The sequence below is a fragment of the Burkholderia catarinensis genome (genome assembly GCF_001883705.2).
GTDB lineage: Bacteria > Pseudomonadota > Gammaproteobacteria > Burkholderiales > Burkholderiaceae > Burkholderia > Burkholderia catarinensis.
The window spans coordinates 94,001-118,737 of record NZ_MDEQ02000021.1 but is presented as its reverse complement, the minus strand read 5'-3'; the positions used below and the strand labels follow the sequence as shown (position 1 = coordinate 118,737).

The 24,737-nt window shown below is 67.2% G+C and carries 21 protein-coding genes; 18 read left to right on the top strand and 3 right to left on the bottom strand.

The features are described from left to right. The 3 genes from ccsB to msrQ form a co-directional block, all read left to right on the top strand. Positions 1-475 (top strand): c-type cytochrome biogenesis protein CcsB (ccsB, locus tag BFF94_RS28220; RefSeq protein WP_219140100.1); only part of this gene is annotated, 475 nt, incomplete at its 5' end. A 159-nt stretch (positions 476-634) separates the two neighbouring features. Further along, entirely contained in the window at positions 635-1,630 is a 996-nt protein-coding gene (gene msrP / locus BFF94_RS28215; protein WP_128846435.1) for a protein-methionine-sulfoxide reductase catalytic subunit MsrP, read from the top strand. A 20-nt stretch (positions 1,631-1,650) separates the two neighbouring features. Continuing rightward, positions 1,651-2,313, top strand: a complete 663-nt coding sequence (gene msrQ / locus BFF94_RS28210) for a protein-methionine-sulfoxide reductase heme-binding subunit MsrQ (protein ID WP_128846433.1) — start codon at positions 1,651-1,653, stop codon at positions 2,311-2,313. A 68-nt stretch (positions 2,314-2,381) separates the two neighbouring features. Here msrQ and lptM read toward each other — a convergent pair whose 3' ends face one another. Next, positions 2,382-2,660 carry an LPS translocon maturation chaperone LptM gene (gene lptM, locus BFF94_RS28205; RefSeq protein WP_128846430.1) on the bottom strand — a complete coding sequence of 93 codons (279 nt, stop codon included), beginning with the start codon at positions 2,658-2,660 and terminating at the stop codon, positions 2,382-2,384. Between the two features lie 36 nt (positions 2,661-2,696). On the opposite strand from lptM, the gene cyaY reads away from it, so the two are divergent. Next, the gene (gene cyaY, locus BFF94_RS28200) at positions 2,697-3,023 is read left to right on the top strand and encodes an iron donor protein CyaY (protein ID WP_128846428.1); all 327 of its coding nucleotides are present in this window, start codon (positions 2,697-2,699) and stop codon (positions 3,021-3,023) included. A 79-nt stretch (positions 3,024-3,102) separates the two neighbouring features. Here cyaY and BFF94_RS28195 read toward each other — a convergent pair whose 3' ends face one another. Then, on the bottom strand, positions 3,103-5,490 hold the full coding sequence (locus tag BFF94_RS28195; protein WP_128846425.1) for a penicillin-binding protein 1A: 2,388 nt from the start codon (positions 5,488-5,490) through the stop codon (positions 3,103-3,105). 226 nt (positions 5,491-5,716) lie between these two features. On the opposite strand from BFF94_RS28195, the gene BFF94_RS28190 reads away from it, so the two are divergent. The 12 genes from BFF94_RS28190 (at position 5,717) to ugpQ (ending at position 17,858) form a co-directional block, all read left to right on the top strand. After that, positions 5,717-6,640, top strand: a complete 924-nt coding sequence (locus BFF94_RS28190; RefSeq protein WP_219140099.1) for a type IV pilus biogenesis protein PilM — start codon at positions 5,717-5,719, stop codon at positions 6,638-6,640. After that, on the top strand, positions 6,640-7,284 hold the full coding sequence (locus BFF94_RS28185) for a fimbrial protein (protein WP_246637430.1): 645 nt from the start codon (positions 6,640-6,642) through the stop codon (positions 7,282-7,284). Before BFF94_RS28190 ends, BFF94_RS28185 begins: the two co-directional genes overlap by 1 nt. Beyond that, positions 7,281-8,147 carry a pilus assembly protein gene (locus BFF94_RS28180; RefSeq protein WP_128843428.1) on the top strand — a complete coding sequence of 289 codons (867 nt, stop codon included), beginning with the start codon at positions 7,281-7,283 and terminating at the stop codon, positions 8,145-8,147. The genes BFF94_RS28185 and BFF94_RS28180 overlap by 4 nt, the downstream gene beginning before the upstream one ends. Beyond that, positions 8,144-9,772 carry a type IV pilus secretin PilQ gene (locus BFF94_RS28175; RefSeq protein ID WP_219140098.1) on the top strand — a complete coding sequence of 543 codons (1,629 nt, stop codon included), beginning with the start codon at positions 8,144-8,146 and terminating at the stop codon, positions 9,770-9,772. The genes BFF94_RS28180 and BFF94_RS28175 overlap by 4 nt, the downstream gene beginning before the upstream one ends. 40 nt (positions 9,773-9,812) lie before the next feature. Further along, entirely contained in the window at positions 9,813-10,367 is a 555-nt protein-coding gene (gene aroK / locus BFF94_RS28170; protein ID WP_128843435.1) for a shikimate kinase AroK, read from the top strand. Further along, entirely contained in the window at positions 10,364-11,443 is a 1,080-nt protein-coding gene (gene aroB, locus BFF94_RS28165; protein ID WP_128843429.1) for a 3-dehydroquinate synthase, read from the top strand. Before aroK ends, aroB begins: the two co-directional genes overlap by 4 nt. A gap of 41 nt (positions 11,444-11,484) precedes the next feature. After that, the gene (locus BFF94_RS28160) at positions 11,485-12,693 is read left to right on the top strand and encodes a deoxyguanosinetriphosphate triphosphohydrolase (protein ID WP_128843430.1); all 1,209 of its coding nucleotides are present in this window, start codon (positions 11,485-11,487) and stop codon (positions 12,691-12,693) included. A 90-nt stretch (positions 12,694-12,783) separates the two neighbouring features. Beyond that, positions 12,784-14,118 (top strand): sn-glycerol-3-phosphate ABC transporter substrate-binding protein UgpB, encoded by a 1,335-nt coding sequence (gene ugpB, locus BFF94_RS28155; RefSeq protein WP_128843431.1) that lies wholly within the window; start codon positions 12,784-12,786, stop codon positions 14,116-14,118. 96 nt (positions 14,119-14,214) lie between these two features. Beyond that, positions 14,215-15,099 carry a sn-glycerol-3-phosphate ABC transporter permease UgpA gene (ugpA, locus tag BFF94_RS28150; RefSeq protein ID WP_128843432.1) on the top strand — a complete coding sequence of 295 codons (885 nt, stop codon included), beginning with the start codon at positions 14,215-14,217 and terminating at the stop codon, positions 15,097-15,099. Continuing rightward, positions 15,096-15,941 (top strand): sn-glycerol-3-phosphate ABC transporter permease UgpE, encoded by an 846-nt coding sequence (gene ugpE / locus BFF94_RS28145; RefSeq protein ID WP_128843433.1) that lies wholly within the window; start codon positions 15,096-15,098, stop codon positions 15,939-15,941. Before ugpA ends, ugpE begins: the two co-directional genes overlap by 4 nt. Before the next feature lie 32 nt (positions 15,942-15,973). After that, positions 15,974-17,059: a sn-glycerol-3-phosphate import ATP-binding protein UgpC gene (locus tag BFF94_RS28140; protein ID WP_219140097.1), complete on the top strand. Its 1,086-nt coding sequence runs from the start codon at positions 15,974-15,976 to the stop codon at positions 17,057-17,059. Positions 17,060-17,087: 28 nt separating this feature from the next. Further along, a complete protein-coding gene (ugpQ, locus tag BFF94_RS28135) occupies positions 17,088-17,858 on the top strand; it encodes a glycerophosphodiester phosphodiesterase (protein WP_219140096.1) in 771 nt (256 codons plus the stop codon). A 170-nt stretch (positions 17,859-18,028) separates the two neighbouring features. On the opposite strand, the gene BFF94_RS28130 is transcribed toward ugpQ, so the two are convergent. Then, positions 18,029-18,760 carry an OmpW/AlkL family protein gene (locus BFF94_RS28130; RefSeq protein ID WP_128848464.1) on the bottom strand — a complete coding sequence of 244 codons (732 nt, stop codon included), beginning with the start codon at positions 18,758-18,760 and terminating at the stop codon, positions 18,029-18,031. Positions 18,761-18,953: 193 nt separating this feature from the next. Between BFF94_RS28130 and BFF94_RS28125 the strand changes: the two genes are divergently transcribed. Both BFF94_RS28125 and BFF94_RS28120 read left to right on the top strand, forming a co-directional pair. After that, complete coding sequence (locus tag BFF94_RS28125; protein ID WP_128848466.1) at positions 18,954-19,667, top strand: transposase; 714 nt, start codon at positions 18,954-18,956, stop codon at positions 19,665-19,667. A 289-nt stretch (positions 19,668-19,956) separates the two neighbouring features. Continuing rightward, the gene (locus tag BFF94_RS28120) at positions 19,957-24,660 is read left to right on the top strand and encodes a glutamate synthase-related protein (protein ID WP_128848469.1); all 4,704 of its coding nucleotides are present in this window, start codon (positions 19,957-19,959) and stop codon (positions 24,658-24,660) included. The last annotated feature ends 77 nt before the right edge of the window (positions 24,661-24,737 follow it).

Genomic DNA, 24,737 nt, shown 5'->3' with positions numbered 1-24,737 from the left:
CGATGCGCAGCAGATCCAGCCGCTCGTGCCGGCGCTGCAGAGCTGGTGGATGAAGATCCACGTGCCGGCGAACTTCATCGGCTACGGCAGCTTCGCGCTGTCGGCGATGGTGTCGGTCGCCTACCTGATGAAGGAGCGCGGCGTGCTCGCCGATCGCCTGCCGACGCTCGAGGTGCTCGACGACGTGATGTACAAGTCGATCGCGGTCGGTTTCGCGTTCTTCACGATCGCGACGATCCTCGGCGCGCTTTGGGCGGCCGAGGCATGGGGCGGCTACTGGAGCTGGGACCCGAAGGAAACCTGGGCGCTGATCGTGTGGCTGAACTACGCAGCGTGGCTGCACATGCGGCTGATGAAGGGCCTGCGCGGCGCGGTTGCCGCCTGGTGGGCGCTCACGGGCCTGCTCGTGACGACGTTCGCGTTCCTCGGCGTCAACATGTTCCTGTCCGGGCTGCACAGCTACGGCAAGTTGTAAGATTTCCGCCGCTCGTCCGACTATAAGACCGCCGGTGCACTGCGTGCCCGGCGGTTTTCTTTTGTAACGAGCGGGCGATCCGGGCGTCGAACGGCGGATGATGGGTCGGGTCGAACGCTCATGAAGCATGCGCGCCGCGCATGCAGGAGGAGCTGCACGATGTGGATCAAACGCCCTTTGCGGAACGTACTGACCGGCGGTGATATTGCGCCGAGCGAGATCACGCCGCGCGCGGTATTCGAGAACCGGCGGCGCGTCTTGCAGGCGGCTGGCCTCGCGGCGGCAGGCGGACTGCTCGGCGGCAGCGGCCCGGCATTTGCCGCGTATGCGTCGCCCGACCCGCGGGCGGCGAAGCTCGCGGCAAAAACGGACCCGAAGTTCGTCGCGGCCGACAAGGTGACGCCGTTCAAGGACATCACGACCTACAACAACTTCTACGAATTCGGCACCGACAAGAGCGACCCGGCGCAGAACGCCGGCACGCTGCGGCCGCGTCCGTGGCGCGTGAGCGTCGAGGGGGAAGTGCAGCACCCGAAGGTGTTCGATCTCGATGAACTGCTGAAGCTCGCACCGCTCGAGGAGCGCGTGTACCGGCTGCGCTGCGTCGAGGGGTGGTCGATGGTGATCCCGTGGATCGGCGTGCCGCTGTCCGAGCTGATCAAGCGCGTGCAGCCGACCGGCAACGCGAAATACGTGCAGTTCGTCACGCTGGCCGATCCGTCGCAGATGCCGGGCCTCTCGACACCCGTGCTCGACTGGCCGTACTCGGAAGGTCTGCGGATGGACGAGGCGATGAATCCGCTGACGCTGCTGACGATGGGCGTCTACGGGCAGGTGCTGCCGAACCAGAACGGCGCGCCGGTACGTATCGTCGTGCCGTGGAAGTACGGCTTCAAGAGCGCGAAGTCGCTCGTGAAGATCCGCTTCGTCGACAAGCAGCCGAAGACGAGCTGGAACACGTACGCGTCGAACGAGTACGGCTTTTATTCGAACGTGAACCCGACCGTCGATCATCCGCGCTGGAGCCAGGCGACCGAGCGGCGCATCGGCGAGGACGGCTTTTTCACACCGAAGCGCAAGACGCTGATGTTCAACGGCTACGGCGATCTGGTCGCGTCGATGTATCAGGGCATGGACCTGAAGAAGAATTTCTGAGGGTAACGGTGAGAAACGACATGCCTTCCACGACGCTGCCTCCCGCACGCGCGGCGGCTGCCGCGACGGCGCGACGGGCCAGCACGACGCGCTGGCTCGTGCCGGCCAAGGTGCTGGTTTTCGCGGCCGGCCTCTATCCGCTCGCGCGTCTCGTGCTGTTCGGGCTGACCGACCGGCTCGGCGCGAATCCGATCGAATTCATCACGCGTTCGACGGGCCTCTGGACGCTCGTGATGCTGTGCGTCACGCTCGCCGTCACGCCGCTTCGACGCATGACGGGGTTCGCCGCGCTGCTGCGCTTTCGCCGGATGATCGGGCTGTTCGCGTTCTTTTACGCGACGCTGCACTTCACGACCTATCTGTGGTTCGACAAGTGGTTCGACATCGTCGCAATCCTGAAGGACGTCGGCAAGCGCCCGTTCATCACGGTCGGCTTTGCCGCGTTCGTGCTGCTGATTCCGCTCGCCGCGACATCGCCGCGCGCGATGGTGCGCCGGCTCGGCCGCCACTGGGCGACGCTGCACAGTGCGATCTACGCGGTCGCGCTGTTCGGCGTGCTGCACTTCTGGTGGATGAGGGCCGGCAAGCACAATCTCGCGCAGCCGAAGCTTTATGCGGCGATCGTCGCCGCGCTGCTCGGCTGGCGGCTGGTCGCATGGGGATGGCGGCGCGTGCGCGCGTGATCGCGCGCCTGAAAAAACAAAAGGCGATGACCGGGAAGTCATCGCCTTGTCTGGCATGCCGGGCGTCGTTACTGCGTGACGGCCGGGCTCGAGGCCGGTGCGGGCACGCCCGATGCGCTGCTCGACAGCTCGGGCGACAGCATCAACGGCGAGCCCGACGTATCGGGCGTGTCGTCGGACGACGCATTTTCATCGGTCGGTTTCACGTCCGACGGAGGCGTGTCTTGCTGCTGGATCGGTTTGGGCAGCGGGGGCACCGTGGGCAGATAGAGCGCGCCGCTTTGACCGCAGCCGGCAAGAATCGCCAAAGCCGCTACAATCGCGCTCATCCGGAAAACGACTCGCATGATCATCCCTGAACAATTGAACCGATAGAGTTTAGCATGTCCGATACCGATTACCTGACCCGTGCCGAGGCCGTGCTGACGGCCGTCGAGCGTACCGTCGACGACGCCAACGACGGCGATCACGACATCGATCTGGAGCGCAACGGCAGTGTCCTGACGCTGACGTTCGAGAACGGCTCGAAGATCATCGTCAACCTGCAGCCGCCGATGAAGGAAGTGTGGATCGCCGCGAAAGCGGGCGGTTTCCACTACCGGTTCATCGACGGCGAATGGCGCGATACGCGCACGGGGACCGAGTTCTTCTCGGCGCTCACCGAATACGCAACTCAGCAGGCCGGGCTGCCGATCACGTTCGGCGCGTGACGGCCGCGGCATCGGGCTCCGAACGTCGCAGCAAAAGAAAAGCGCCCCGCGGGGCGCTTTTTCATGTCCGGGCCGCGTGTCAGTGGCCGCGGAACAGGTTCATGATGTCCTGCTTTTCCTGTTCGTCGACGTGCGGCGCCGCTTCGTCGACGCTCTGCGCGGCCGGCGCCTGCGGCACACCGACCGTCGACACGAAGCCGTGCCCCGGCTTGAACTCGGTGAAGTACAGCTCGCTGCCGAGCGATTCGACGCCGTCCGGCACCGTCGGCTTGAATTCGGGCACGCCCTTCAGCGCGGCGCCCATGTAGTCGATCCAGACGGGCAGCGACAGGCCGCCGCCCGTTTCGCGATCGCCCAGGCTGCGCGGATTGTCGTAGCCGATCCACGCGATCGCGGCGAGCGTGTGCTGGTAGCCGGCGAACCACGCGTCGTGCGAGTCGTTCGTCGTACCGGTCTTGCCCGCGAGGTCGGTGCGCTTCAGCACGTTGGTCCGTGCGCCCGTGCCGCGCTGTGCGACGCTCTGGAGCAGGCTGTTCATCACGTAGGCGTTGCGTGCGTCGATCGCGCGCGGCGCGTTCTGCTCGGCGACGAGCGGTTGTGCGCGCGCGACGATCGCGCCGTTCGGATCGGTGACTTCGGCGATCAGGTACGGATTGACGCGGTAGCCGCCGTTCGCGAATACCGAGTACGCGCCGGCCATCTGCAGCGGCGTGACCTGGCCCGCGCCGAGCGCCATCGGCAGGTAGGCCGGATGACGGTCGGCATCGAAGCCGAAGCGCGTGATGTACTGCTGCGCGTACTTCGTGCCGATATGGTTCAGGATCCGGATCGACACGAGGTTGCGCGAGCGCTGCAGCGCGGTGCGCATCGACATCGGGCCTTCGAAGCCGCCGCCGTAGTTCTTCGGCTCCCATGGCTGGCCGCCCGTTTCGGCGGCGCTGAAATACAGCGGGCCGTCGTTGATCACGGTTGCCGGCCCGAGGCCCTTGTCGAGCGACGCCGAGTAGATGAACGGCTTGAACGACGAGCCCGGCTGCCGCCACGCCTGCGTGACGTGGTTGAACTTGTTCTTGTTGTAGTCGAAGCCGCCGACGAGCGAGCGGATCGCGCCGTCCTGCGGGATGATCGACAGGAACGCGCCTTCGACCTGCGGCAACTGCGTGATCGACCATTTGCCGGCGTCGTTCTTCACGACGCGGACGATCGCGCCGGGGCGGATGCGACGGTTCGGCTGCGCGTTGGCCGCCAGCGCGCCCGACGCGAACCGCAGGTTGTCGCCTTCGATCGTCGCATTGCTGCCGTCGATGAATGCAACCGTGATCTGGCGCGGGCTCGCGGCCGTGACGACCGCGGCAATCAGTTCGCCGTTGTCGGGGTGCTCGAGCAGCGCGTCGTCGATCGCCTGTTCACGGTCGTCGGCACCGGCCGGCAACTCGATGAAGCCTTCCGGCCCGCGATAGCCGTGGCGGCGCTCGTAATCCATGATGCCCTTGCGCAGCGCGGTGTACGCGACCTGCTGGTCCGCGGAGTCGATCGTCGTGACGACGTTGAAGCCGCGCGTGTAGGTTTCCTCGCGATACTGCGCGTACATCATCTGCCGGACCATTTCCGCGACGTACTCGGCGTGCACGCTGAAATCGCGGCCGGGGCCCTTGACGACGAGCGGCTGCGCGGCGGCCTCGTCGTACTGCTCGCGCGTGATGAAGTTCAGCTCGAGCATCCGCTGCAGGATGTATCCCTGGCGCACCTTCGCGCGCTTCGGGTTCACGACCGGGTTATACGCGGACGGCGCCTTCGGCAGCCCCGCGAGCATCGCCGCTTCCGCGAGCGTGATGTCTTTCAGGTCCTTGCCGAAATAGACCCGCGCGGCGCTCGCGAAGCCGTACGCGCGCTGGCCGAGATAGATCTGATTCATATAGACCTCGAGAATCTGATCCTTCGTCAGCGCGCGCTCGATCCGGTACGCGAGCAGCATCTCGTAGATCTTGCGTGTGTAGGTCTTCTCGCTCGACAGGAAGAAGTTGCGCGCGACCTGCATCGTGATCGTGCTCGCACCCTGCGACGCGTGGCCGTTCGTCAGCGCGACGAAGCCGGCGCGGATGATGCCGGTGAGGTCGACGCCGCCGTGATCGTAGAAGCGTGCGTCCTCGATCGCGAGGATCGCCTTCTTCAGCGAGTCGGGCACGTCCTTGAAATGAACGACGTCGCGGCGCTCTTCGCCGAATTCGCCGATCAGCACGTGATCGGACGTATAGATGCGCAGCGGCACCTTCGGGCGATAGTCGGTCAGCGCGTCGAGCGACGGCATGTTCGGCCAGGCGACGACGAGCGCGTAGCCGAGCACGAGGCCGCCGGCCACGACGAGGGCCACGCACATCGCGGCGAAGCCGAGCAGGACTTTTTGCCACCAGGGCCGCTTCTTCGGCTCCGGGGCAGGAGGCGGGGACGTAGGAGTCGTGGATTGCATAGGCATACCGGAAAACAGTCCCGCGATTATAGCTGCCCGGTAAGACCGGTCCTGACGCGGGGGCTGCCCGCCGCAAAGCCGCGAGTTGGCGTGCCGCCAGCATAGCCCGCGCGCGGCCGCCGCGGGCCGATGCTGGCCGTTCGGCCGACTGTCGGCCGCGCGCGCCGCTTTGCAGAATCAGGTCTCGGAAACGCGGCGTGGGCCGCGACGATCTCGGGAGGCTGGGATGACGGGACGATGGGTGGCACAGTTTGCGCAGGGCAGGCACCGGTCGACGGGAATCGACGTCGGTGCGGACGAGGTGAGGGTGGTCGTGCTGAGCCGGCGTGGCCGGGTCTCGGATGTGCGCGTCGAGGGGCTCGAACGGGAGCCGGTCGGGCTGGCGGGCGGGCCGGAAGGCGCGCGCTGGGCCGCGGTCGCGCGTGCGCTGGCGGCAGCCGTGTCGCGGCTGTCGGCGGGCGATGTGCGGTGCGAGGCGCGCGGCGTGATGGCGCTGCGCGATGACGAGATGCGCACCGCGACGCTCGACCTGGCCGGGCGTGACGACATCCCGGACGTCGCGCGGCAGGCGGCCGAGCGCATCTCGGGGCTGGCGCCGGACAGTTTCGCGTTCGACTGGTGGCAGGACGACGGCGCGCGGTCCGGCGAGATCGCGGTTGCCGTGGCCCCGCTCGCGCTGCTCGAGCGGCGGATCGACGTGGCCGCCCAGGCCGGTATCGACCTGACGGTAGTCGATGGCGAATCGGCCGCCGTGCTGCGTGCGTTGCGCTATGCCGCGCAGTTCGAACTCGACGCGCAGGACTCCTACGCCGCGCTCTGGTTCTGCGACTCGGGCGTGCGCGGCTGGCGAATCCACGGCCCGTTGGCCGTACCGGTGCTCACGCTGTCCGGCGCGGTGCCGGAGGCACTCCCCGATGCATTGCGCCGGCGCGCGCTCGGGGCCGTGCGTTGCGTACTCGTGGCCGGGGACGAGCGATGCATCGCCCGCTTCGGTACGTCCGTCGCCGAGATTGGCGACGTGCTCGGCGCGGTTGCGGTGCCGTTCGACTGCACGGGCTGGGATGGGCAGCCGTGCTCGCCCGCCGGCATGTCTGGCGGCCCGGCATTTGCCGTCGCGTTCGGGCTGGCGTTGCGCGGGGTGTGGGAATGATGGCCGAGCGCATGCCCGCCAGCGTGTCCGGGGCGGCTCCGGCCGATCGTGCGGGGCTTGGCGGCTTCAACCTGTTGCCGTACCGCGAGCGGCGGGCGCAGGCGTTGCGGCGTCGCCGGGCCGCGCAGTGCGGTACCGCGATTCTGCTCGGCGTGCTCGGCGCTGGCCTGTGGACGGGCGCTGCCACATGGATGCGGTGGCGCGTGGATGCCGAGCGCGCAAGCGTGGAGGCGCGGCTACGGCAGTTGCAGCCGCAGGTGGATGCTGCGACGCGCGCCGCCAATGCAGCCGCCATCGTCGCGCAGCGCGATGCGCAGGCAGCCGGGCTTGCCGAGCCTTACCGACGCGTCGCGGGGTTGCTGGCGACACTGGCACAGGTGCGTGACGGCACCGTCCGGCTCGACGCGCTGCGCACGACGTCGGCCGGTGCCGTGCTCGATGCGCGCGCCGCGAGCTACCGGGCGGCCGCGCGATGGCTTGCCGGGATGGCGCGCGAGCAGCGCGACTGGCGGATCGAGATAGATGCGTTGAAGCCTGCTTCGGATACGCCGGTCTCCACGGTCGGGATGCCGTTCCGGTTCTCGGTCCAACTGCGCTGGCACGACGCGATGCCGTCGCAGAAGGCGTCGGGAGATGGCGCATGACGGCGTACACGCATCGGCTCGCACCGCGCGGCGGCGCATGGCTGGACGGCATGCGGCGCATGTCGCCGGCGGCCGTGCATGTCGCAGGCTGCGCGCTCGCGTTCGCGGCCGTGCTGGCAGGCGGTATTCATCTGGCGAATGCCGCCGACTGGAGTGGGCTCGCGCACAGTCGCGCGTTGCTGGCAGTGGCGGAGGCGCGTGCGGCCGACGCGCGCCGCGTACTCGCGGTCGCTGTGCGACGGCATGACGTACATCCGGTGTCAGCGCATGACGACCGCTTGTCGCGTGCGCCGGAATGGGCCGCGTTGATGCTGGAACTGGCCGATCTCGCCGTGTCGAGCGGGCTGCATCGCGTATCGATCGAGCCGCAGCGCGCCGATGGTGCGGCGTCAGATGGCCGGCGCACGGTGCGCATCGTTGCGGATGGCGGCTTTCGCGCATTGATGCACATGGTCGGCGGGCTGGTGCGCTTCCCGGTACTGGCGGTGCCGTCGGCGCTGCGCGTCGAGCGCGGGATGCAGTCGGCGCGGGTGGAAATGTCTGTCGACGTGTTTCCGGCTCTGCCGGCGGCAGCGGCCGAAGGTGGCATGGCGCCGGTTCAGGCCGCCGCGCTCGACGCCGATCCGTTCGGTGAGGCTGGCCCGTCTGCAGCGGATGGTCGGGCGGCCCGCCTGGCCGGTACGATTCGCGACGCGCGTGCCGGTCTCGCACTGTTCGACGACGGCGAGGGCGCGTTCACGGCCGTGGCGCCCGGCGAAGCTCTCGGGGCCGCGCGCGTGGTGCGGGTCGATCCCGCGGCCGTGACGCTCGCGACGGCGGACGGGGCGCGCCGGTTCGTCCTGGACGACGGAGGTCGGCCATGATGAGGTACGGATATTGGGCACTCGCCGTCTGGGCAGGATTGACGGCCGCTGTTGCAAGCGCGTCGTTGCCGCCGCTGCCGGCCGTCTGGCCTGCCGCAATGGATGCGCAGGTGCCGAGCCTGCCGCCGCCCCAGGGCGCGGAGGACGGTGCGGCCGGCGCCGTGTCGGCGGAAGCCGGCCCGCCGCCGTTCGATCAGGCGGCTCGCGCGGCGGTTCCGGCGGAAATCGCAGCACCGGCCCCCGCGCTGGAGGGGCCGCCGATCCCGTTGGCGCCGCCGGCCCGGATGAGCGACGCGGCGGCACGGCAACCGGGCGATGCGGACGACGCGCGGCGGATCTCGCTGAATCTTCAGGGCGCCGGGCTCGCGGCCGCGTTCGATGCGTTCGCGCGGTTCACGGGGCTCAATATCGTCGTCGGCGAGCAGGTGCGCGGCATCGTCACGTTACGTCTGAACAATGTCCGCTGGCGCGATGCCTTCGACACGCTGCTCGACACGCACGGGCTCGCGATGTCCCGGCGCGACAACGTGGTATGGGTCACGCCGGCGGCCGAACTGGCCGCGCGCGAACGCGAGCGCTTCGAAATGCACGCGCGGGCCGCGGATCTCGAGCCGCTCGCGAGCCGTACGTTCGCGCTGCACTATCCGCGCGCGCAGGACGTGCAACGGCTGCTGGCCGGCGCGACGGGCCAGCGCCTGCTGTCGAAGCGCGGCGCAGCGGCGGCCGATCCGCGCACGAACCTGCTGTTCGTCACCGATCTCGCGCCGCGGATCGCGCAGATCGCGAGCCTGATCGATGCGATCGACCGGCCGTCGCGGCAGGTCCGGATCGAGGCCCGCATCGTCGAGGGCGAGCAGGGCTTCTCGCGCAATCTCGGCGCACGCGTCGCGCTGCGGGCGCAGGGACGGCCGCCGTCCGGCGAGAGCGCCGCGTTCACGACGGACGCGCGCAACGCGCTCGACCTTGCCGCGCGGCCGCTCGGTGGCTTCGAGGCGGCGACCGCCGGCTTCACGCTGTTCGCCGCGCCGCTCAGCCGCGTGCTCGACGTCGAACTGAGCGCGCTCGAGGCGCAGGGGCGGGGCCAGATCGTTTCGCGTCCGCGCGTGGTGACCGCCGATCGCGTCAAGGCGATCGTCGAGCAGGGTTCGGAGCTGCCGTACCAGGCCAAGGTCGGCAACGGCGTGAGCGGCGTGCAGTTCCGCCGCGCAACGCTCAAGCTCGAGGTCGAGCCGCAGATCACGCCGGACGGGCGCGTGGTGCTCGACCTGGACGTGACGAAGGACAGCGTCGGCGAGCCGACGGCGGCTGGCCCCGCGATCCATACGAAGCACGTGCAGACGCGCGTCGAGGTCGAGAACGGCGGGACGGTCGCGATCGGCGGGATCTACGAGCAACTGAACCGGAACGATGTGACGCGCGTGCCGCTCTTGGGCAAAATACCGTTTCTGGGCGCGCTTTTCCGGCACCGCGCGCAGCGCGACCAGCGCAACGAACTGGTCGTTTTCATCACGCCGACCGTCGTCGACGCGCGCTGCGATGCGCGCGACGCGGGCGGTGCGGATCCCGAGAAAACGGGGCCGGAAGCCGCCGGCGCAGGCTCGACAAGGCAGCCGCTTTGCCAGTAAGCTGCGCCACACACCAGCAAGATTGAAGCAGAGGAAGCCGTTGCAAGCGCGGGACCCACATGCAAACGTATTTTTCGTCGGCCTTATGGGAGCGGGTAAGACCACCGTGGGCCGTGCGGTCGCGCGTCGTCTCGACAGGACGTTCTTCGACTCCGACCACGAAATCGAGGCCCGCACGGGCGCGCGCATTCCGGTGATCTTCGAGCTGGAGGGCGAGGCCGGGTTTCGCGATCGCGAAACGCAGGTGATCACCGATCTCACGCAGCGCGAGAACATCGTGCTCGCGACGGGCGGCGGCGCGGTGCTGCGCCCGGAAAATCGCGACTGCCTGAAAAGCCACGGCATCGTCGTCTACCTGCGCGCCAATCCGCACGATCTGTGGTTGCGCACGCGCAAGGACAAGAACCGCCCGCTGCTGCAGACCGAAGATCCGAAGGGGCGTCTCGAAGCGCTGTACGAAGTGCGCGACCCGCTGTACCGCGAATGCGCGGATTTTGTTATCGAGACCGGCCGTCCGTCAGTCAACGGTCTCGTCAACATGGTGCTGATGCAACTCGAACTGGCGGGCGTCGTCGCCAAGCCGCTACAAGCATGATTACTGTCAACGTCGATCTGGGCGACCGCGCCTATCCGATTCACATTGGCGCCGGCCTGATCGGCCGCGCCGAGCTGTTCGCGCCCCACATCAAGGGTTCGTCCGTCACGATCGTCACGAACACGACGGTCGATCCGCTCTACGGCGATGCGCTGCGCGCGGCGCTCGCGCCGCTCGGCAAGCGTGTGTCGACGGTCGTGCTGCCGGACGGCGAGGCGTACAAGAACTGGGAAACGCTGAACCTGATCTTCGACGGCCTGCTGACCGAGCGCGCGGACCGCAAGACGACACTCGTTGCGCTCGGCGGCGGCGTGATCGGCGACATGACGGGCTTTGCCGCCGCGTGCTACATGCGCGGGGTGCCGTTCATCCAGGTGCCGACGACGCTGCTGTCGCAGGTCGATTCGTCGGTCGGTGGCAAGACGGGCATCAACCACCCGCTCGGCAAGAACATGATCGGCGCGTTCTACCAGCCGCAGGCCGTGATCGCGGACATCGGCGCGCTGACGACGCTGCCCGACCGCGAGCTGGCGGCCGGCGTCGCCGAGATCATCAAGACCGGTGCGATCGCCGACGCGGAATTCTTCGACTGGATCGAGGCGAACGTCGACGCGCTGAACCGTCGCGAGCCGGCTGCGCTCGCGCACGCCGTGAAGCGCTCGTGCGAGATCAAGGCGGGCGTGGTCGCCGCCGACGAGCGCGAAGGCGGCCTGCGCGCGATCCTGAACTTCGGCCACACGTTCGGCCATGCGATCGAGGCCGGGCTCGGCTACGGCGAGTGGCTGCACGGCGAGGCGGTCGGCTGCGGGATGGTGATGGCGGGCGACCTGTCGGTGCGGCTCGGCCTGCTCGACGAAGCGTCGCGGCAGCGCCTCGACGCGGTGATCGCGGCCGCGCATCTGCCGACCCGCGGGCCCGCGCTCGGCGACGCGCGCTACATGGACCTGATGCGCGTCGACAAGAAGGCCGAGGCCGGCGCGATCAAGTTCATCCTGCTGAAGCGATTCGGCGATACGCTGATCGCGCAGGCGCCGGACGAAGCCGTGTTCGCCACACTGGCGCAGACGACCCGGTAACCGCGGCCCGGATGCCCCGGCGCCCCTGACATGGAGGAGATGTGAGCGAGACATCCAGCAGCACACTGCCCGAAGCCGGCCGCGCATCCGCTGCGCCGGTGGCCGAACCGCCGACGCTGGCGGCGCTGGAAGCCCACCTCGCTCCGTATGCCGCACACGCGTCGCAGTCACGCGGCCGCCGCCATCCGGAAACGCCGCCGGCGGCGCGCACCGAATTCCAGCGCGACCGCGACCGCATCGTCCATTCGACCGCGTTTCGCCGGCTCGAATACAAGACGCAGGTCTTCGTCAATCACGAAGGCGACCTGTTCCGCACGCGCCTCACGCACAGCCTCGAAGTCGCGCAGATCGCGCGCTCGGTCGCGCGCAACCTGCGGCTGAACGAGGATCTCGTCGAAGCGATCTCGCTCGCGCACGATCTCGGCCATACGCCGTTCGGCCATGCCGGGCAGGACGCGCTGAATGCATGCATGCGCGAGCACGGCGGCTTCGAGCACAACCTGCAGAGCCTTGCGGTCGTCGACGAGCTCGAGGAGCACTACGGTGCGTTCAACGGGCTGAACCTGTGCTTCGAGACGCGCGAAGGCATTTTGAAGCATTGCTCGCGCGAGAATGCGCGCCAGCTCGGTGCGCTCGGCGAGCGCTTCCTGCACGGCCGCCAGCCGTCGCTCGAAGCGCAGCTCGCGAACATCGCGGACGAGATCGCGTACAACAACCACGACGTCGACGACGGCCTGCGCTCCGGCCTGATCACGATCGAGCAGCTCGCGGAAGTCGAGCTGTGGCAGCGCCACTACGAAGCGGCGCTGGCCGAATTCCCGCAGCTCGAAGGCCGCCGTCTCGTGCACGAGACGGTGCGCCGCATCATCAACACGCTGATCGTCGACCTGATCGACGAGACGACACGCAATCTCGCGCGCGCCGCACCCGCGTCGCTCGACGACGTGCGCGCCGCGCCGCCGCTCGTGTCGCACAGCGCAACGGTCGCCGCACAGGCGGCCGCCCTCAAGCGTTTCCTCTTCAAGAACCTCTATCGCCACTACAAGGTGATGCGCATGGCGAGCAAGGCGCAGCGCGTCGTCACGGGGCTGTTCGACGCGTTCATCGACGATCCGCGCCTGCTGCCGCCGCCGTACCAGTCTGACGACCCAGCGCAGCAGCCGCGTCTCGTCGCGCACTACATCGCCGGCATGACCGACCGCTTCGCGCTGAAGGAATATCAGCGCCTGTTCGTCGTCAACGACAACTGACTGTCACAAACGATCACTAGACTTCGCCGGTTCAATGGCGACGGGAATGTTGCACACGCTGTTGGTAACGTTTTCATAGGAGAGAGGTCGATGAAGAAGAAGCCTGCGGGGACCATGGTTCGTTCGATCGCGCTTGGCGGCGCGCTGATGTTCGGTGTGCAGCACGCGGCGTTCGCCGCGACGGAGATCCAGTTCTGGCATGCGATGGAGGCGGCGCTCGGCGAGCGGGTCAACGCGATCGCCGACCAGTTCAACGCGTCGCAGAGCGACTACAAGATCGTGCCGGTCTTCAAGGGCACCTACGACCAGGCGCTCGCGGCCGGCATCGCCGCCTATCGCAGCGGCAACGCACCGGCGATCCTCCAGGTCTATGAAGTCGGCACGGCCACGATGATGCAGGCGAAGAAGGCCGTCGTCCCCGTGTACGACGTGTTCAAGCAGGCCGGCGTGCCGCTCGACGAAAAGGCGTTCGTGCCGACCATCGCGAGCTACTACAGCGACGCGAAGACGGGCCATCTCGTGTCGATGCCGTTCAACAGCTCGACGCCGGTGCTGTACTACAACAAGGACGCGTTCAAGAAGGCGGGGATCGATCCGAACCAGCCGCCGAAGACGTGGGCCGACGTGCAGGCCGATGCCGAGAAGCTGCGCAAGTCGGGGATGGCGTGCGGCTTTACGACCGGCTGGCAGGGCTGGATCCAGCTCGAGAACTACAGCGCGTGGCACGGGCTGCCGTTCGCGAGCCGCAACAACGGCTTCGACGGCTCCGACGCCGTGCTCGAATTCAACAAGCCGCAGCAGATCGCGCACGTCGCATTCCTGCAGCAGATGGCAAAGGACGGCACGTTCACGTATGCGGGCCGCAAGGATGAAGCATCGGCGAAGTTCTACAGCGGCGATTGCGGGATCATGACGACGTCGTCGGGCGCGCTCGCGAACGTGCAGAAATTCGCGAAGTTCAGCTACGGCACGGGCATGATGCCGTACGACGCGAACGTGAAGGGCGCGCCGCAGAACGCGATCATCGGCGGCGCGAGCCTGTGGGTGCTGGCCGGCAAGGATCCGGCGACCTACAAGGGCGTCGCGAAATTCCTCGCCTACCTCGCTTCGCCGCCCGTCGCCGCGAAGTGGCACCAGGACACGGGCTACCTGCCGGTCACGACCGCCGCGTACGACCTCACGCGCCAGCAGGGCTTCTACGCGAAGAACCCGAGCGCCGAAACTGCGATCAAGCAGATGCTGAACAAGCCGCCGCTGCCGTACACGAAGGGGCTGCGCCTGGGTAACATGCCGCAGATCCGCACGGTCGTCGACGAGGAGTTCGAACAGGTCTGGGGGCAGAAGAAGTCGCCGAAGGACGCGCTCGATTCGGCCGCCTCGCGCGGTGACGAACTGCTGCGCCGCTTCGAGAAGTCGGGCGGCTGAGCACGCATCGCTTCGTGCCGCCGGCGGCGCCGCGCCCGTGCGCGGGCCGTCCGGCGGCGCGGTTTCCATTCCGTTTCGCCTGACCGGATATCCGCGATGCAATCCCGTTCCCGTTTCGGCACGAGCCTGTTGCCGTACCTGCTGATCGCGCCGCAGCTCGCGATCACCGCCGTGTTCTTCCTGTGGCCGGCCGGCGTCGCGCTGTGGCAGTCGACGCAGATGCAGGACGCGTTCGGCACATCGAGCGAATTCGTCGGCTTCGCGAACTTCACGCACCTGTTCGCCGATCCGCTGTATCTCGATTCGTTTCGCACGACGCTCGTGTTCAGTTCGCTCGTCACGGTGAGCGGGCTCGTCGTATCGCTGCTGCTTGCCGCGTGCGCCGACCGCGTGATCCGCGGCGCGCGCGTGTACCGCACGCTGCTGATCTGGCCGTACGCGGTCGCGCCGACGATCGCGGCCGTGCTGTGGGCGTTCCTGTTCAACCCGAGCATCGGCCTGATCACGTATGCGCTCGCGAAAAGCGGCATCGTGTGGAACCACGCGCTGAACGGCGGGCAGGCGATGTTCCTGGTCGTGCTCGCGTCGGTGTGGAAGCAGGTGAGCTACAACTTCCTGTTCTTCTACGCGGGCCTGCAGGCGATCCCGCGTTCGCTGATCGAGGCGGCGGCGATCGACGGTGCCGGGCCGGTGCGGCGCTTCTTCAACATCGTGCTGCCGCTGCTGTCGCCGACGAGTTTCTTCCTGCTGGTCGTGAACCTCGTCTACGCGTTCTTCGACACGTTCCCGGTGATCGACGCGGCCACCGGCGGCGGCCCGGCGCAGAGCACGAAGACGCTGATCTACAAGATCTTCGCGGAGGGCTTCCAGGGGCTCGACATCGGCAGTTCGGGCGCGCAGTCGGTCGTGCTGATGATCGTCGTCGTCGGGCTCACGGTGATCCAGTTCCGCTTCGTCGAACGCAGGGTGCAATACGCATGATCGAAAATCGCAAGGGCTTCGACCTGTTCTGCCATGCGGTGCTGATCGCGGGCGTCGTGCTGATCGTGTTTCCCGTCTACGTCGCGTTCTGCGCGGCGACGATGAACGCGCAGGAAGTGTTCACGGTGCCGCTGTCGCTCGTGCCGAGCACGCACCTGTTCGAGAACGTCGCGTACATCTGGGGGCACGGCAGCGGCGGCACGACGGCGCCGTTCGGCCGCCTGCTCGTCAACAGCTTCGCGATGGCGCTCGGCATCGCGGTCGGCAAGATCGCGATGTCGATCCTGTCCGCGTACGCGATCGTCTATTTCCGCTTCCCGTTCCGCAACACGGCGTTCTGGCTGATCTTCGTCACGCTGATGCTGCCGGTCGAGGTGCGGATCTTCCCGACCGTGCAGGTCGTGTCGACGCTGCACCTGACGAATACCTACGCGGGACTCTCGCTGCCGCTGATCGCGTCGGCGACCGCGACCTTCTTGTTCCGTCAGTTCTTCATGACGCTGCCCGACGAGCTGATGGATGCCGCGCGCATCGACGGCGCGGGGCCGCTGCGCTTCTTCTGGGACGTCGTGCTGCCGCTGTCGAAGACGAGCATCGCGGCGCTGTTCGTGATCACGTTCATCTACGGCTGGAACCAGTATCTGTGGCCGATCCTGATCACGACGGAAGCGTCGCTGTCGACGGCGGTGGTGGGCATCAAGACGATGATCGCGAGCGGCGACGCCGCGACCGAATGGCAATACGTGATGGCGGCGACGCTGCTGGCGATGATCCCGCCGCTCGTCGTCGTGCTGGCGATGCAGCGCTGGTTCGTGCGCGGCCTCGTCGATTCCGAGAAATAAATGACGGACGGCAACCGGGAGAAAGACCAAGTATGGCTGCGCTGAGCTTGAAGGGCGTCAGGAAATCCTACGACGGCAAGCAGCACGTGCTGCACGGCATCGACGTGGAGATCGCCGACGGCGAATTCATCGTGCTGGTCGGCCCGTCGGGCTGCGGCAAGTCGACGCTGCTGCGGATGATCGCGGGTCTCGAGACCGTGACGGACGGCGAGATCGCGATCGGCGAGCGCGTCGTCAATGCGCTGGAGCCGAAGGATCGCGACATCGCGATGGTGTTCCAGAACTATGCGCTGTATCCGCACATGACGGTCGCGCAGAACATGGGCTACGGGCTGAAGATCCGCGGGATCGAGCGCGCGACGATCGACTCGCGGGTGGCCGCGGCCGCGAAGATCCTCGAGCTCGAGCCGCTGCTTGCACGGCGGCCGCGCGAACTGTCGGGCGGCCAGCGGCAGCGCGTCGCGATGGGGCGTGCGATCGTGCGCGAGCCGTCGGTGTTCCTGTTCGACGAGCCGCTGTCGAACCTCGACGCGAAGCTGCGCGTGCAGATGCGGCTCGAGATCCAGCGGCTGCATGCGCGGCTCGCGACGACGAGCGTCTACGTGACGCACGACCAGATCGAGGCGATGACGCTCGCGCAACGCGTGATCGTGATGAACCGCGGCTACGCGGAGCAGATCGGCGCGCCGGTCGACGTGTACGAGAAGCCGGCGACGGTGTTCGTCGCGGGCTTCATCGGCTCGCCCGCGATGAACCTGATGCACGGCCGGCTGTCCGACGACGGCGCGACGTTTGCGGTCGCGGGCGGCGGCCCCGCGCTGCCGGTCGCCGGCGCGCCCGGCATCGGCACGGCGATCGCCACCGGGCGCGACTGGGTGCTCGGCGTGCGTCCCGAACACATGACCCCGCAACCGGGCGTCGCGCATGCGACGCTTCCGGTCGATTCGTGCGAGCTGCTGGGCGCGGACAATCTCGCGCACGGCCGCTGGGGCAGTCACGACGTCGCGGTGCGCCTGCCGCATGCGGACCGCCCCGCGCGCGGCACGGCGCTGGCGGCCGCACTGCCCGCGCACCGGCTGCATTTCTTCGATCCGGAGACCGGCAAGCGTGCCGGCTGAACCTGCTGCACGTGCCGAGAGACCGACGATGACTTCCCGCACCGACTGGCCCTATCCGCGCGTCGTCGCCCATCGCGGCGGCGGCACGCTTGCGCCGGAGAACACCCTCGCCGCGCTTGACGAGGGCGCGCGCCGCGGTCACCGGATGGTCGAGTTCGACGCGAAGTTGTCGGCCGACGACGTCACGTTCCTGTTGCACGACGACACGGTCGACCGGACGTCGAACGGTCAGGGGGCGGCGGCGGGCATGCGTTATGCGGCGCTGGCCGCGCTCGACGCGGGCGCGTGGCTCGACGCACGCTTCGCGGGCGAGCGGATGCCGACGCTGGAGGCGGCGGCGGCGCGCTGCATCGCGCACGGGCTGGCCGCGAATGTCGAGATCAAGCCGTGCCCGGGGCGCGAGCACGAGACCGGGCAGCGCGTGGCGGCCGACGCAGCCGCGTACTGGCGCGCGGCCGCGGTGCCGCCGCTGCTGTCGTCGTTCTCGTTCGATGCGCTGCAGCAGGCGCGCGCGACCGCACCGGCGCTGCCGCGCGGGATGCTCTACGAGGCCGTGCCGGACGACTGGCATGCGCAGGTCGTCGGCGCGCTCGGCTGCGTATCGTTGCATGCAGACCACAAACGGCTCGACGAACCGCTCGTGCGCGCGATCAAGGCGGCCGGGCTTCGTATCCTGGTTTACACGGTGAACGACCTCGAACGGGCGCGCGAACTCGCGCGCTGGGGCGTCGACGCGGTCTGCACGGACCGGATCGACCTGGTCGGCCCCGATGCGCTGGACGACATCGACATCGTCTAGCGGTCGCGACGGCGTCCGGCGAAATCCTCGACGGGATCGTGCCTGACGCGAAAAAACGACGCCCCGGCGGGATTCCAGCCGGGGCGTTTTGCATCGTGGAGACGTTACGTCAGGAAAAATCCGCTACAAATTGCAGCAGGATTAACCATTCCCCAAATATTCGACTACGCTTAGAAGCGGTAGCCGACGTTCAGGTACGTCACGATCGGGTTCAGCGAGATGTGGGCCTTCGACGTTTCCGTCAGCGTACCGACCGGTGTCCGGCGAGCCGTCGTGAAGGTGGCGGTCACGCTGACCGGGATGTACGAGAGCGACAGGCCCGCGAACCAGTGTTTCGTGAAGTTGTACGTGAAGCCGGCGTTGAACACGGGCGCCCACTGGTTGCTGGTCGTCGCGCTGGTCGGGCCGCCGAGCACGCCGTTCTCGAAGCTGCTGTTCGTGATCTTTGCGCCGGTGAACCAGATATACGTCGCGCCGATGCCGACATACGGACGGAACTTCGCGTTGGCGTCGTTGAAGTGGTAGCGAAGCAACACGGCGGGGCTCCACTGGTACGCGCGGCCGAGTACGCCGAACTTTTCGAACTGACCCTTGCCGGTAATGTCGAACTTCGGCGGTATCCCCATGACGAGCTCGGTGGAGATGTGGTCGGTGACGAAGTAGCCAGTTGCGATCCCGAGCGTGTCGGCGTCGTTGATGCCGGCGCCCGTGTTGGGAATCGATTGGTTGATGGGCGTGCCGCCGACGCCGTAGACGAACAGCGGGTCGCTGCTGTCCTGCGGCGCAAGGTGCAGCCAGCCGGTGCTGACGTAGAAATCACCTGCGGATTGTGCATGTGCCGTACCGCCCGCGAACGTGAATGCGAGCGCTGCAGCCCCCGTAATGGCCAGTTTTCGTTTCATTGTGTCTCCTCCGATCTAAGGCGTGCTCATTATGACGACTGCGTTTAAAACCAAACAAGCTCGTAAGTTAGAGTTTTCACCCTAGGATTCGTACGACCGTACGCTTTCACGCCCCGCAGGGACTGGCATTCTACGCAGGTGCGCATTTTCGGACCTTCGGGTATTTCCTAACGCGTTCAAACGGACATTCAGCATGGCACGGTTAGCACGACTCTATGTTCCCGACCAGCCGCAGCACGTGATATTGCGCGGCCTGGATCAGCAACCCGCGTTCGTCGACGACCAGGACTACGAGCTCTTCATCGATTGCCTGAAGGCCGCCGCACGCGATCATCACCTGTCGGTACATGCCTACGTGCTGTTGCCGCGCCAGGTGCAACTCCTCGTGACGCCGAGCGACGAGGCGAGCCTGCCGAAGGCGATGCAGGCCGTCGGCCGCCGCTACGTCGCCCATTTCAACCGGCGCTATTCGCGGCGCGGCACCCTGTGGGAAGGCCGTTATCGCGCGACCGTGATCGAAGGCGAGCGCTATTTCCTGCTCGCGAGCCGCGTGGTCGAGATGAGCCCGGTGCGCGCGCAGCTCGCCGCGACGCCCGAGGCCTATCGCTGGTCGAGCTACCGGCATCACGTCGGGCTCACCGTCGATAGCCTGATCACCGACCATCCGCTCTACTGGGCGCTCGGCAATACGCCGTTCGACCGTCAGCGCGCGTACAAGGAGCTGTGCGAGCAGCCGCTCGACGAGCGGCAGGCCGACCAGTTGCAGCAGGCGACGCTCAAGGGTTGGGTGCTCGGCGGCGAGAACTACCGCGAGTGGGCGGCGCGCACCGCGAACCGGCGTGTATCGCCACTGCCGCGCGGACGCCCCAGAAAGGTGCGCGAGAACACGCCGCCGATCCAGCAGTAACACGTGAACGGCGGTTCAGGAGGCGGCGCTGCGGGCGCCGCTTCTTTTTGCACCAAATCGATACGGCCCCAATAAAATGGCACCAGATCGAAGCATCCATTTAATTGGGGATCGATCAAGTGGTTTTTGTTGCTATTCCCTTGATTCGTCGCGTATATTCCGAATTCCGGTGGCCCGGGCGAAGCATGCCCATCCACTGTCGGCCGTGCCGTCTCCCGTCGGGAGCGGGATCGACGGCAACAAAAAATGGTTCAACGGCCCTCCAGGCCCCCTTTACGACGGTGTCCCCATGAACGACCACCAGCAGCCGCTCGCCGCGGTGCCCGCCGCACAAGGTCTGTATGACCCGCAAAACGAACACGACGCCTGCGGCGTCGGCTTTGTCGCTCACATCAAGGGCAAGAAGAGCCACGAGATCATTCAGCAGGGTCTGAAGATCCTCGAAAACCTCGATCACCGCGGCGCGGTCGGCGCCGATCCGCTGATGGGCGACGGCGCGGGCATCCTGATCCAGATTCCGGACGCGTTCTATCGCGAGGAAATGTCGAAGCAGGGCGTGATGCTGCCGCCTGCCGGCGAATATGGGGTCGGGATGATCTTCCTGCCGAAGGAAAATGCATCGCGTCTCGCGTGCGAGCAGGAGCTCGAGCGCACGGTGAAGGCCGAAGGCCAGGTCGTGCTCGGCTGGCGCGACGTGCCGGTCGACCATGCGATGCCGATTTCGCCGACCGTGAAGGCGAGCGAGCCGCTGATCCGCCAGATCTTCATCGGCCGCGGCAAGGACATCATGGTGACGGACGCGCTCGAGCGGAAGCTGTACGTGATCCGCAAGACGGCGAGCCACCGCATCCAGGCGCTGAAGCTCAAGCACGGCAAGGAATACTTCGTGCCGTCGATGTCGGCGCGCACGGTCGTCTACAAGGGGCTGCTGCTCGCGGGCCAGGTCGGCGTGTATTACCGCGACCTGCAGGACCCGCGCGTCGTGTCGGCGCTCGCGCTCGTGCACCAGCGCTTCTCGACCAACACGTTCCCGGCATGGGAGCTGGCTCACCCGTACCGGATGATCGCGCACAACGGCGAGATCAACACCGTGAAGGGCAACGTGAACTGGCTGAACGCGCGTACCGGCGCGATCGCGTCGCACGTGCTCGCCGACGACCTGCCGAAGCTGTGGCCGCTGATCTACCCGGGCCAGTCGGATACGGCATCGTTCGACAACTGTCTCGAACTGCTCGTGATGGCCGGCTACCCGCTCGTGCACGCGGTGATGATGATGATCCCGGAAGCGTGGGAACAGCACACGCTGATGGACGAGAACCGCCGCGCGTTCTACGAATACCACGCCGCGATGATGGAGCCGTGGGACGGCCCGGCCGCGATCGCATTCACCGACGGCCGCCAGATCGGCGCGACGCTCGACCGTAACGGCCTGCGCCCGGCGCGCTACATCGTCACGGACGACGACCTCGTCATCATGGCGTCGGAAGCCGGCACGCTGCCGATCCCCGAATCGAGGATCGTCAAGAAGTGGCGCCTGCAGCCGGGCAAGATGTTCCTGATCGACATGGAACACGGCCGCATCATCGACGACAAGGAACTGAAGGACAACCTCGCGAACGCGAAGCCGTACAAGAGCTGGATCGACGCGGTGCGCATCAAGCTCGACGAGATCGAGCCGAAGGCCGAGGACGTCGCGGCCGGCCGCACGCAGGGCGCCGCGCTGCTCGACCGCCAGCAGGCGTTCGGCTATACGCAGGAAGACCTGAAGTTCCTGATGGCGCCGATGGCGCAGCAGGGCGAGGAAGCCGTCGGTTCGATGGGCAACGACTCGCCGCTCGCGGTGATGTCGAACAAGAACAAGACGCTCTATCACTACTTCAAGCAGCTGTTCGCGCAGGTCACGAACCCGCCGATCGACCCGATCCGCGAGAACATGGTCATGTCGCTCGTGTCGTTCGTCGGCCCGAAGCCGAACCTGCTCGACACGAACAACATCAACCCGCCGATGCGTCTCGAAGTGTCGCAGCCGGTGCTCGACTTCAAGGACATCGCGAAGATCCGCGCGATCGACCAGTACACGGGCGGCAAGTTCAGCGCGTACGAACTGAACATCTGCTACCCGGTCGCGTGGGGCAAGGAAGGCATCGAGGCGCGCCTCGCGTCGCTGTGCGCGGAAGCCGTCGACGCGGTGAAGTCGGGCTACAACATGCTGATCGTGTCGGACCGCAAGACGGATGCCGAGCACGTCGCGATTCCGGCGCTGCTCGCGACGTCGGCGATCCACACGCACCTCGTCCAGCAAGGGCTGCGCACGAGCACGGGCCTCGTCGTCGAGACGGGCTCCGCGCGTGAAACACACCACTTCGCGCTGCTCGCGGGCTACGGCGCGGAAGCCGTACACCCGTACCTCGCGATGGAAACGCTCGCGAAGATGGCCGAGGGGCTGCCGGGCGACCTGTCGCCGGAGAAGGCCGTCTACAACTTCACGAAGGCGGTCGGCAAGGGCCTGCAGAAGGTGATGTCGAAGATGGGCATCTCGACGTACATGTCGTACACGGGCGCGCAGATCTTCGAAGCGCTCGGCCTGTCGAGCGACCTCGTCGAGAAGTACTTCAAGGGCACGGCGTCGAAGGTCGGCGGCATCGGCCTGTTCGAAGTCGCGGAAGAGGCGATCCGCCTGCACCGCGACGCGTTCGGCGACAACCCGGTGCTGCGCGACATGCTCGACGCGGGCGGCGAATACGCGTACCGCGTGCGCGGCGAAGACCACATGTGGACGCCGGATTCGATCGCGAAGCTGCAGCACGCGACGCGCAGCAACTCGTACCAGACGTACAAGGAATACGCGCACCTGATCAACGACCAGACCAAGCGCCACATGACATTCCGTGGCCTGTTCGAGTTCAAGGTCGAGCCGACCAAGGCGATCCCGATCGACGACGTCGAATCGGCGAAGGACATCGTCAAGCGCTTTGCGACGGGCGCGATGTCGCTCGGTTCGATCAGCACCGAGGCGCACGCGACGCTCGCGATCGCGATGAACCGGATCGGCGGCAAGTCGAACACCGGCGAAGGCGGCGAGGACCAGAAGCGCTACCGCAACGAGCTGCGCGGCATTCCGATCAAGGCCGGCGAGACGCTGAAGTCGGTGATCGGCGACGAGATCGTCAGCGACATTGCGCTGAAGGACGGCGATTCGCTGCGCTCGAAGATCAAGCAGGTCGCGTCGGGCCGCTTCGGCGTCACCGCCGAGTACCTCGCGTCGGCCGACCAGATCCAGATCAAGATGGCGCAGGGCGCGAAGCCGGGCGAAGGCGGCCAGTTGCCGGGCCACAAGGTGTCCGAATACATCGGCAAGCTGCGTTACTCGGTGCCGGGCGTCGGCCTGATCTCGCCGCCGCCGCACCACGACATCTACTCGATCGAGGATCTGGCGCAGCTGATCCACGACCTGAAGAACGTGAACCCGAGCTCGAGCATCTCGGTGAAGCTCGTGTCGGAAGTGGGCGTCGGCACGGTCGCGGCCGGTGTCGCGAAGGCGAAGGCCGATCACGTCGTGATCGCCGGCCATGACGGCGGCACGGGCGCATCGCCGCTGTCGTCGGTCAAGCACGCGGGCACGCCGTGGGAACTCGGCCTGGCCGAAACGCAGCAGACGCTGGTGCTGAACCGCCTGCGCGGCCGCATTCGCGTGCAGGCCGACGGCCAGATGAAGACGGGTCGCGACGTCGTGATCGGCGCGCTGCTCGGCGCGGACGAATTCGGCTTCGCGACGGCGCCGCTCGTCGTCGAGGGCTGCATCATGATGCGCAAGTGCCACCTGAACACGTGCCCGGTCGGCGTCGCGACGCAGGATCCGGTGCTGCGCGCGAAGTTCCAGGGCCAGCCCGAGCACGTCGTGAACTACTTCTTCTTCGTCGCCGAGGAAGTGCGCGAGATCATGGCGCAGCTCGGCATCGCGAAGTTCGACGACCTGATCGGCCGTGCCGACCTGCTCGATACGCGCAAGGGCGTCGAGCACTGGAAGGCGAAGGGCCTCGACTTCTCGCGCGTGTTCTACCAGCCGGAAGAGTGCGAGGACGTCGCGCCGCGTCACGTCGACGTGCAGGATCACGGCCTCGAGCGCGCGCTCGACCACGTGCTGATCGAGAAGGCGAAGGCCGCGATCGAGAACGGCGAGCATGTGTCGTTCATCCAGCCGGTGCGCAACGTGAACCGCACGGTCGGCGCGATGCTGTCGGGCGTGATCGCGAAGAAACACGGCCACGACGGCCTGGCCGACGACGCGGTGCACATCCAGCTGAAGGGCACGGCCGGCCAGAGCTTCGGCGCGTTCCTCGCGAAGGGCGTGACGCTCGACCTCGTCGGCGACGGCAACGACTACGTCGGCAAGGGCCTGTCGGGCGGCCGGATCATCATCCGCCCGACCAACGACTTCCGCGGCAAGTCCGAGGAAAACATCATCTGCGGCAACACGGTGATGTACGGCGCGATCGAAGGCGAATCGTTCTTCCGCGGCGTCGCGGGCGAGCGCTTCTGCGTGCGCAACTCGGGCGCGACGGCGGTCGTCGAAGGCACGGGCGATCATGGCTGCGAATACATGACGGGCGGTACGGTCGTCGTGCTCGGCGAGACGGGGCGCAACTTCGCGGCCGGCATGTCGGGTGGCCTCGCGTACATCTACGATCCGGAAGGCATGTTCGCGGCGAAGTGCAACAAGTCGATGGTCGCGCTCGAGCCGGTGCTGCAGCAGGCCGAGCAGGAGCGCACGGTCGACCGCGCGCTCTGGCATGCGGGCACGACGGACGAAGCGCTGCTCAAGGGGCTCGTCGAGCGTCATTTCCAGTTCACGGGTTCGCCGCGCGCGAAGTCGCTGCTGGAAAACTGGGACGCGGCGCGCCGCCAGTTCGTGAAGGTGTTCCCGCACGAATACAAGCGCGCGCTGGGCGAGATCGGTGCGAAGAAGGCGGCGAAGGAAGTGCTGGCCGCCTGAGCGACGAACGACATAGCGAATGCCGCGCGCGCATGACTGCCGCGCGCGGCTCCCCCACCCGATACACCGAACAGAAG

Coding starts and splice junctions, on each gene's coding strand:
- msrP (WP_128846435.1), top strand. CDS start 635: ATGTGGATCAAACGCCCTTTGCGGAACGTACTGACCGGCGGTGATATT.
- msrQ (WP_128846433.1), top strand. CDS start 1,651: ATGCCTTCCACGACGCTGCCTCCCGCACGCGCGGCGGCTGCCGCGACG.
- lptM (WP_128846430.1), bottom strand. CDS start 2,660: ATGCGAGTCGTTTTCCGGATGAGCGCGATTGTAGCGGCTTTGGCGATT.
- cyaY (WP_128846428.1), top strand. CDS start 2,697: ATGTCCGATACCGATTACCTGACCCGTGCCGAGGCCGTGCTGACGGCC.
- BFF94_RS28195 (WP_128846425.1), bottom strand. CDS start 5,490: ATGCAATCCACGACTCCTACGTCCCCGCCTCCTGCCCCGGAGCCGAAG.
- BFF94_RS28190 (WP_219140099.1), top strand. CDS start 5,717: ATGACGGGACGATGGGTGGCACAGTTTGCGCAGGGCAGGCACCGGTCG.
- BFF94_RS28185 (WP_246637430.1), top strand. CDS start 6,640: ATGGCCGAGCGCATGCCCGCCAGCGTGTCCGGGGCGGCTCCGGCCGAT.
- BFF94_RS28180 (WP_128843428.1), top strand. CDS start 7,281: ATGACGGCGTACACGCATCGGCTCGCACCGCGCGGCGGCGCATGGCTG.
- BFF94_RS28175 (WP_219140098.1), top strand. CDS start 8,144: ATGATGAGGTACGGATATTGGGCACTCGCCGTCTGGGCAGGATTGACG.
- aroB (WP_128843429.1), top strand. CDS start 10,364: ATGATTACTGTCAACGTCGATCTGGGCGACCGCGCCTATCCGATTCAC.
- ugpB (WP_128843431.1), top strand. CDS start 12,784: ATGAAGAAGAAGCCTGCGGGGACCATGGTTCGTTCGATCGCGCTTGGC.
- ugpA (WP_128843432.1), top strand. CDS start 14,215: ATGCAATCCCGTTCCCGTTTCGGCACGAGCCTGTTGCCGTACCTGCTG.
- ugpE (WP_128843433.1), top strand. CDS start 15,096: ATGATCGAAAATCGCAAGGGCTTCGACCTGTTCTGCCATGCGGTGCTG.
- BFF94_RS28140 (WP_219140097.1), top strand. CDS start 15,974: ATGGCTGCGCTGAGCTTGAAGGGCGTCAGGAAATCCTACGACGGCAAG.
- ugpQ (WP_219140096.1), top strand. CDS start 17,088: ATGACTTCCCGCACCGACTGGCCCTATCCGCGCGTCGTCGCCCATCGC.
- BFF94_RS28130 (WP_128848464.1), bottom strand. CDS start 18,760: ATGAAACGAAAACTGGCCATTACGGGGGCTGCAGCGCTCGCATTCACG.
- BFF94_RS28125 (WP_128848466.1), top strand. CDS start 18,954: ATGGCACGGTTAGCACGACTCTATGTTCCCGACCAGCCGCAGCACGTG.
- BFF94_RS28120 (WP_128848469.1), top strand. CDS start 19,957: ATGAACGACCACCAGCAGCCGCTCGCCGCGGTGCCCGCCGCACAAGGT.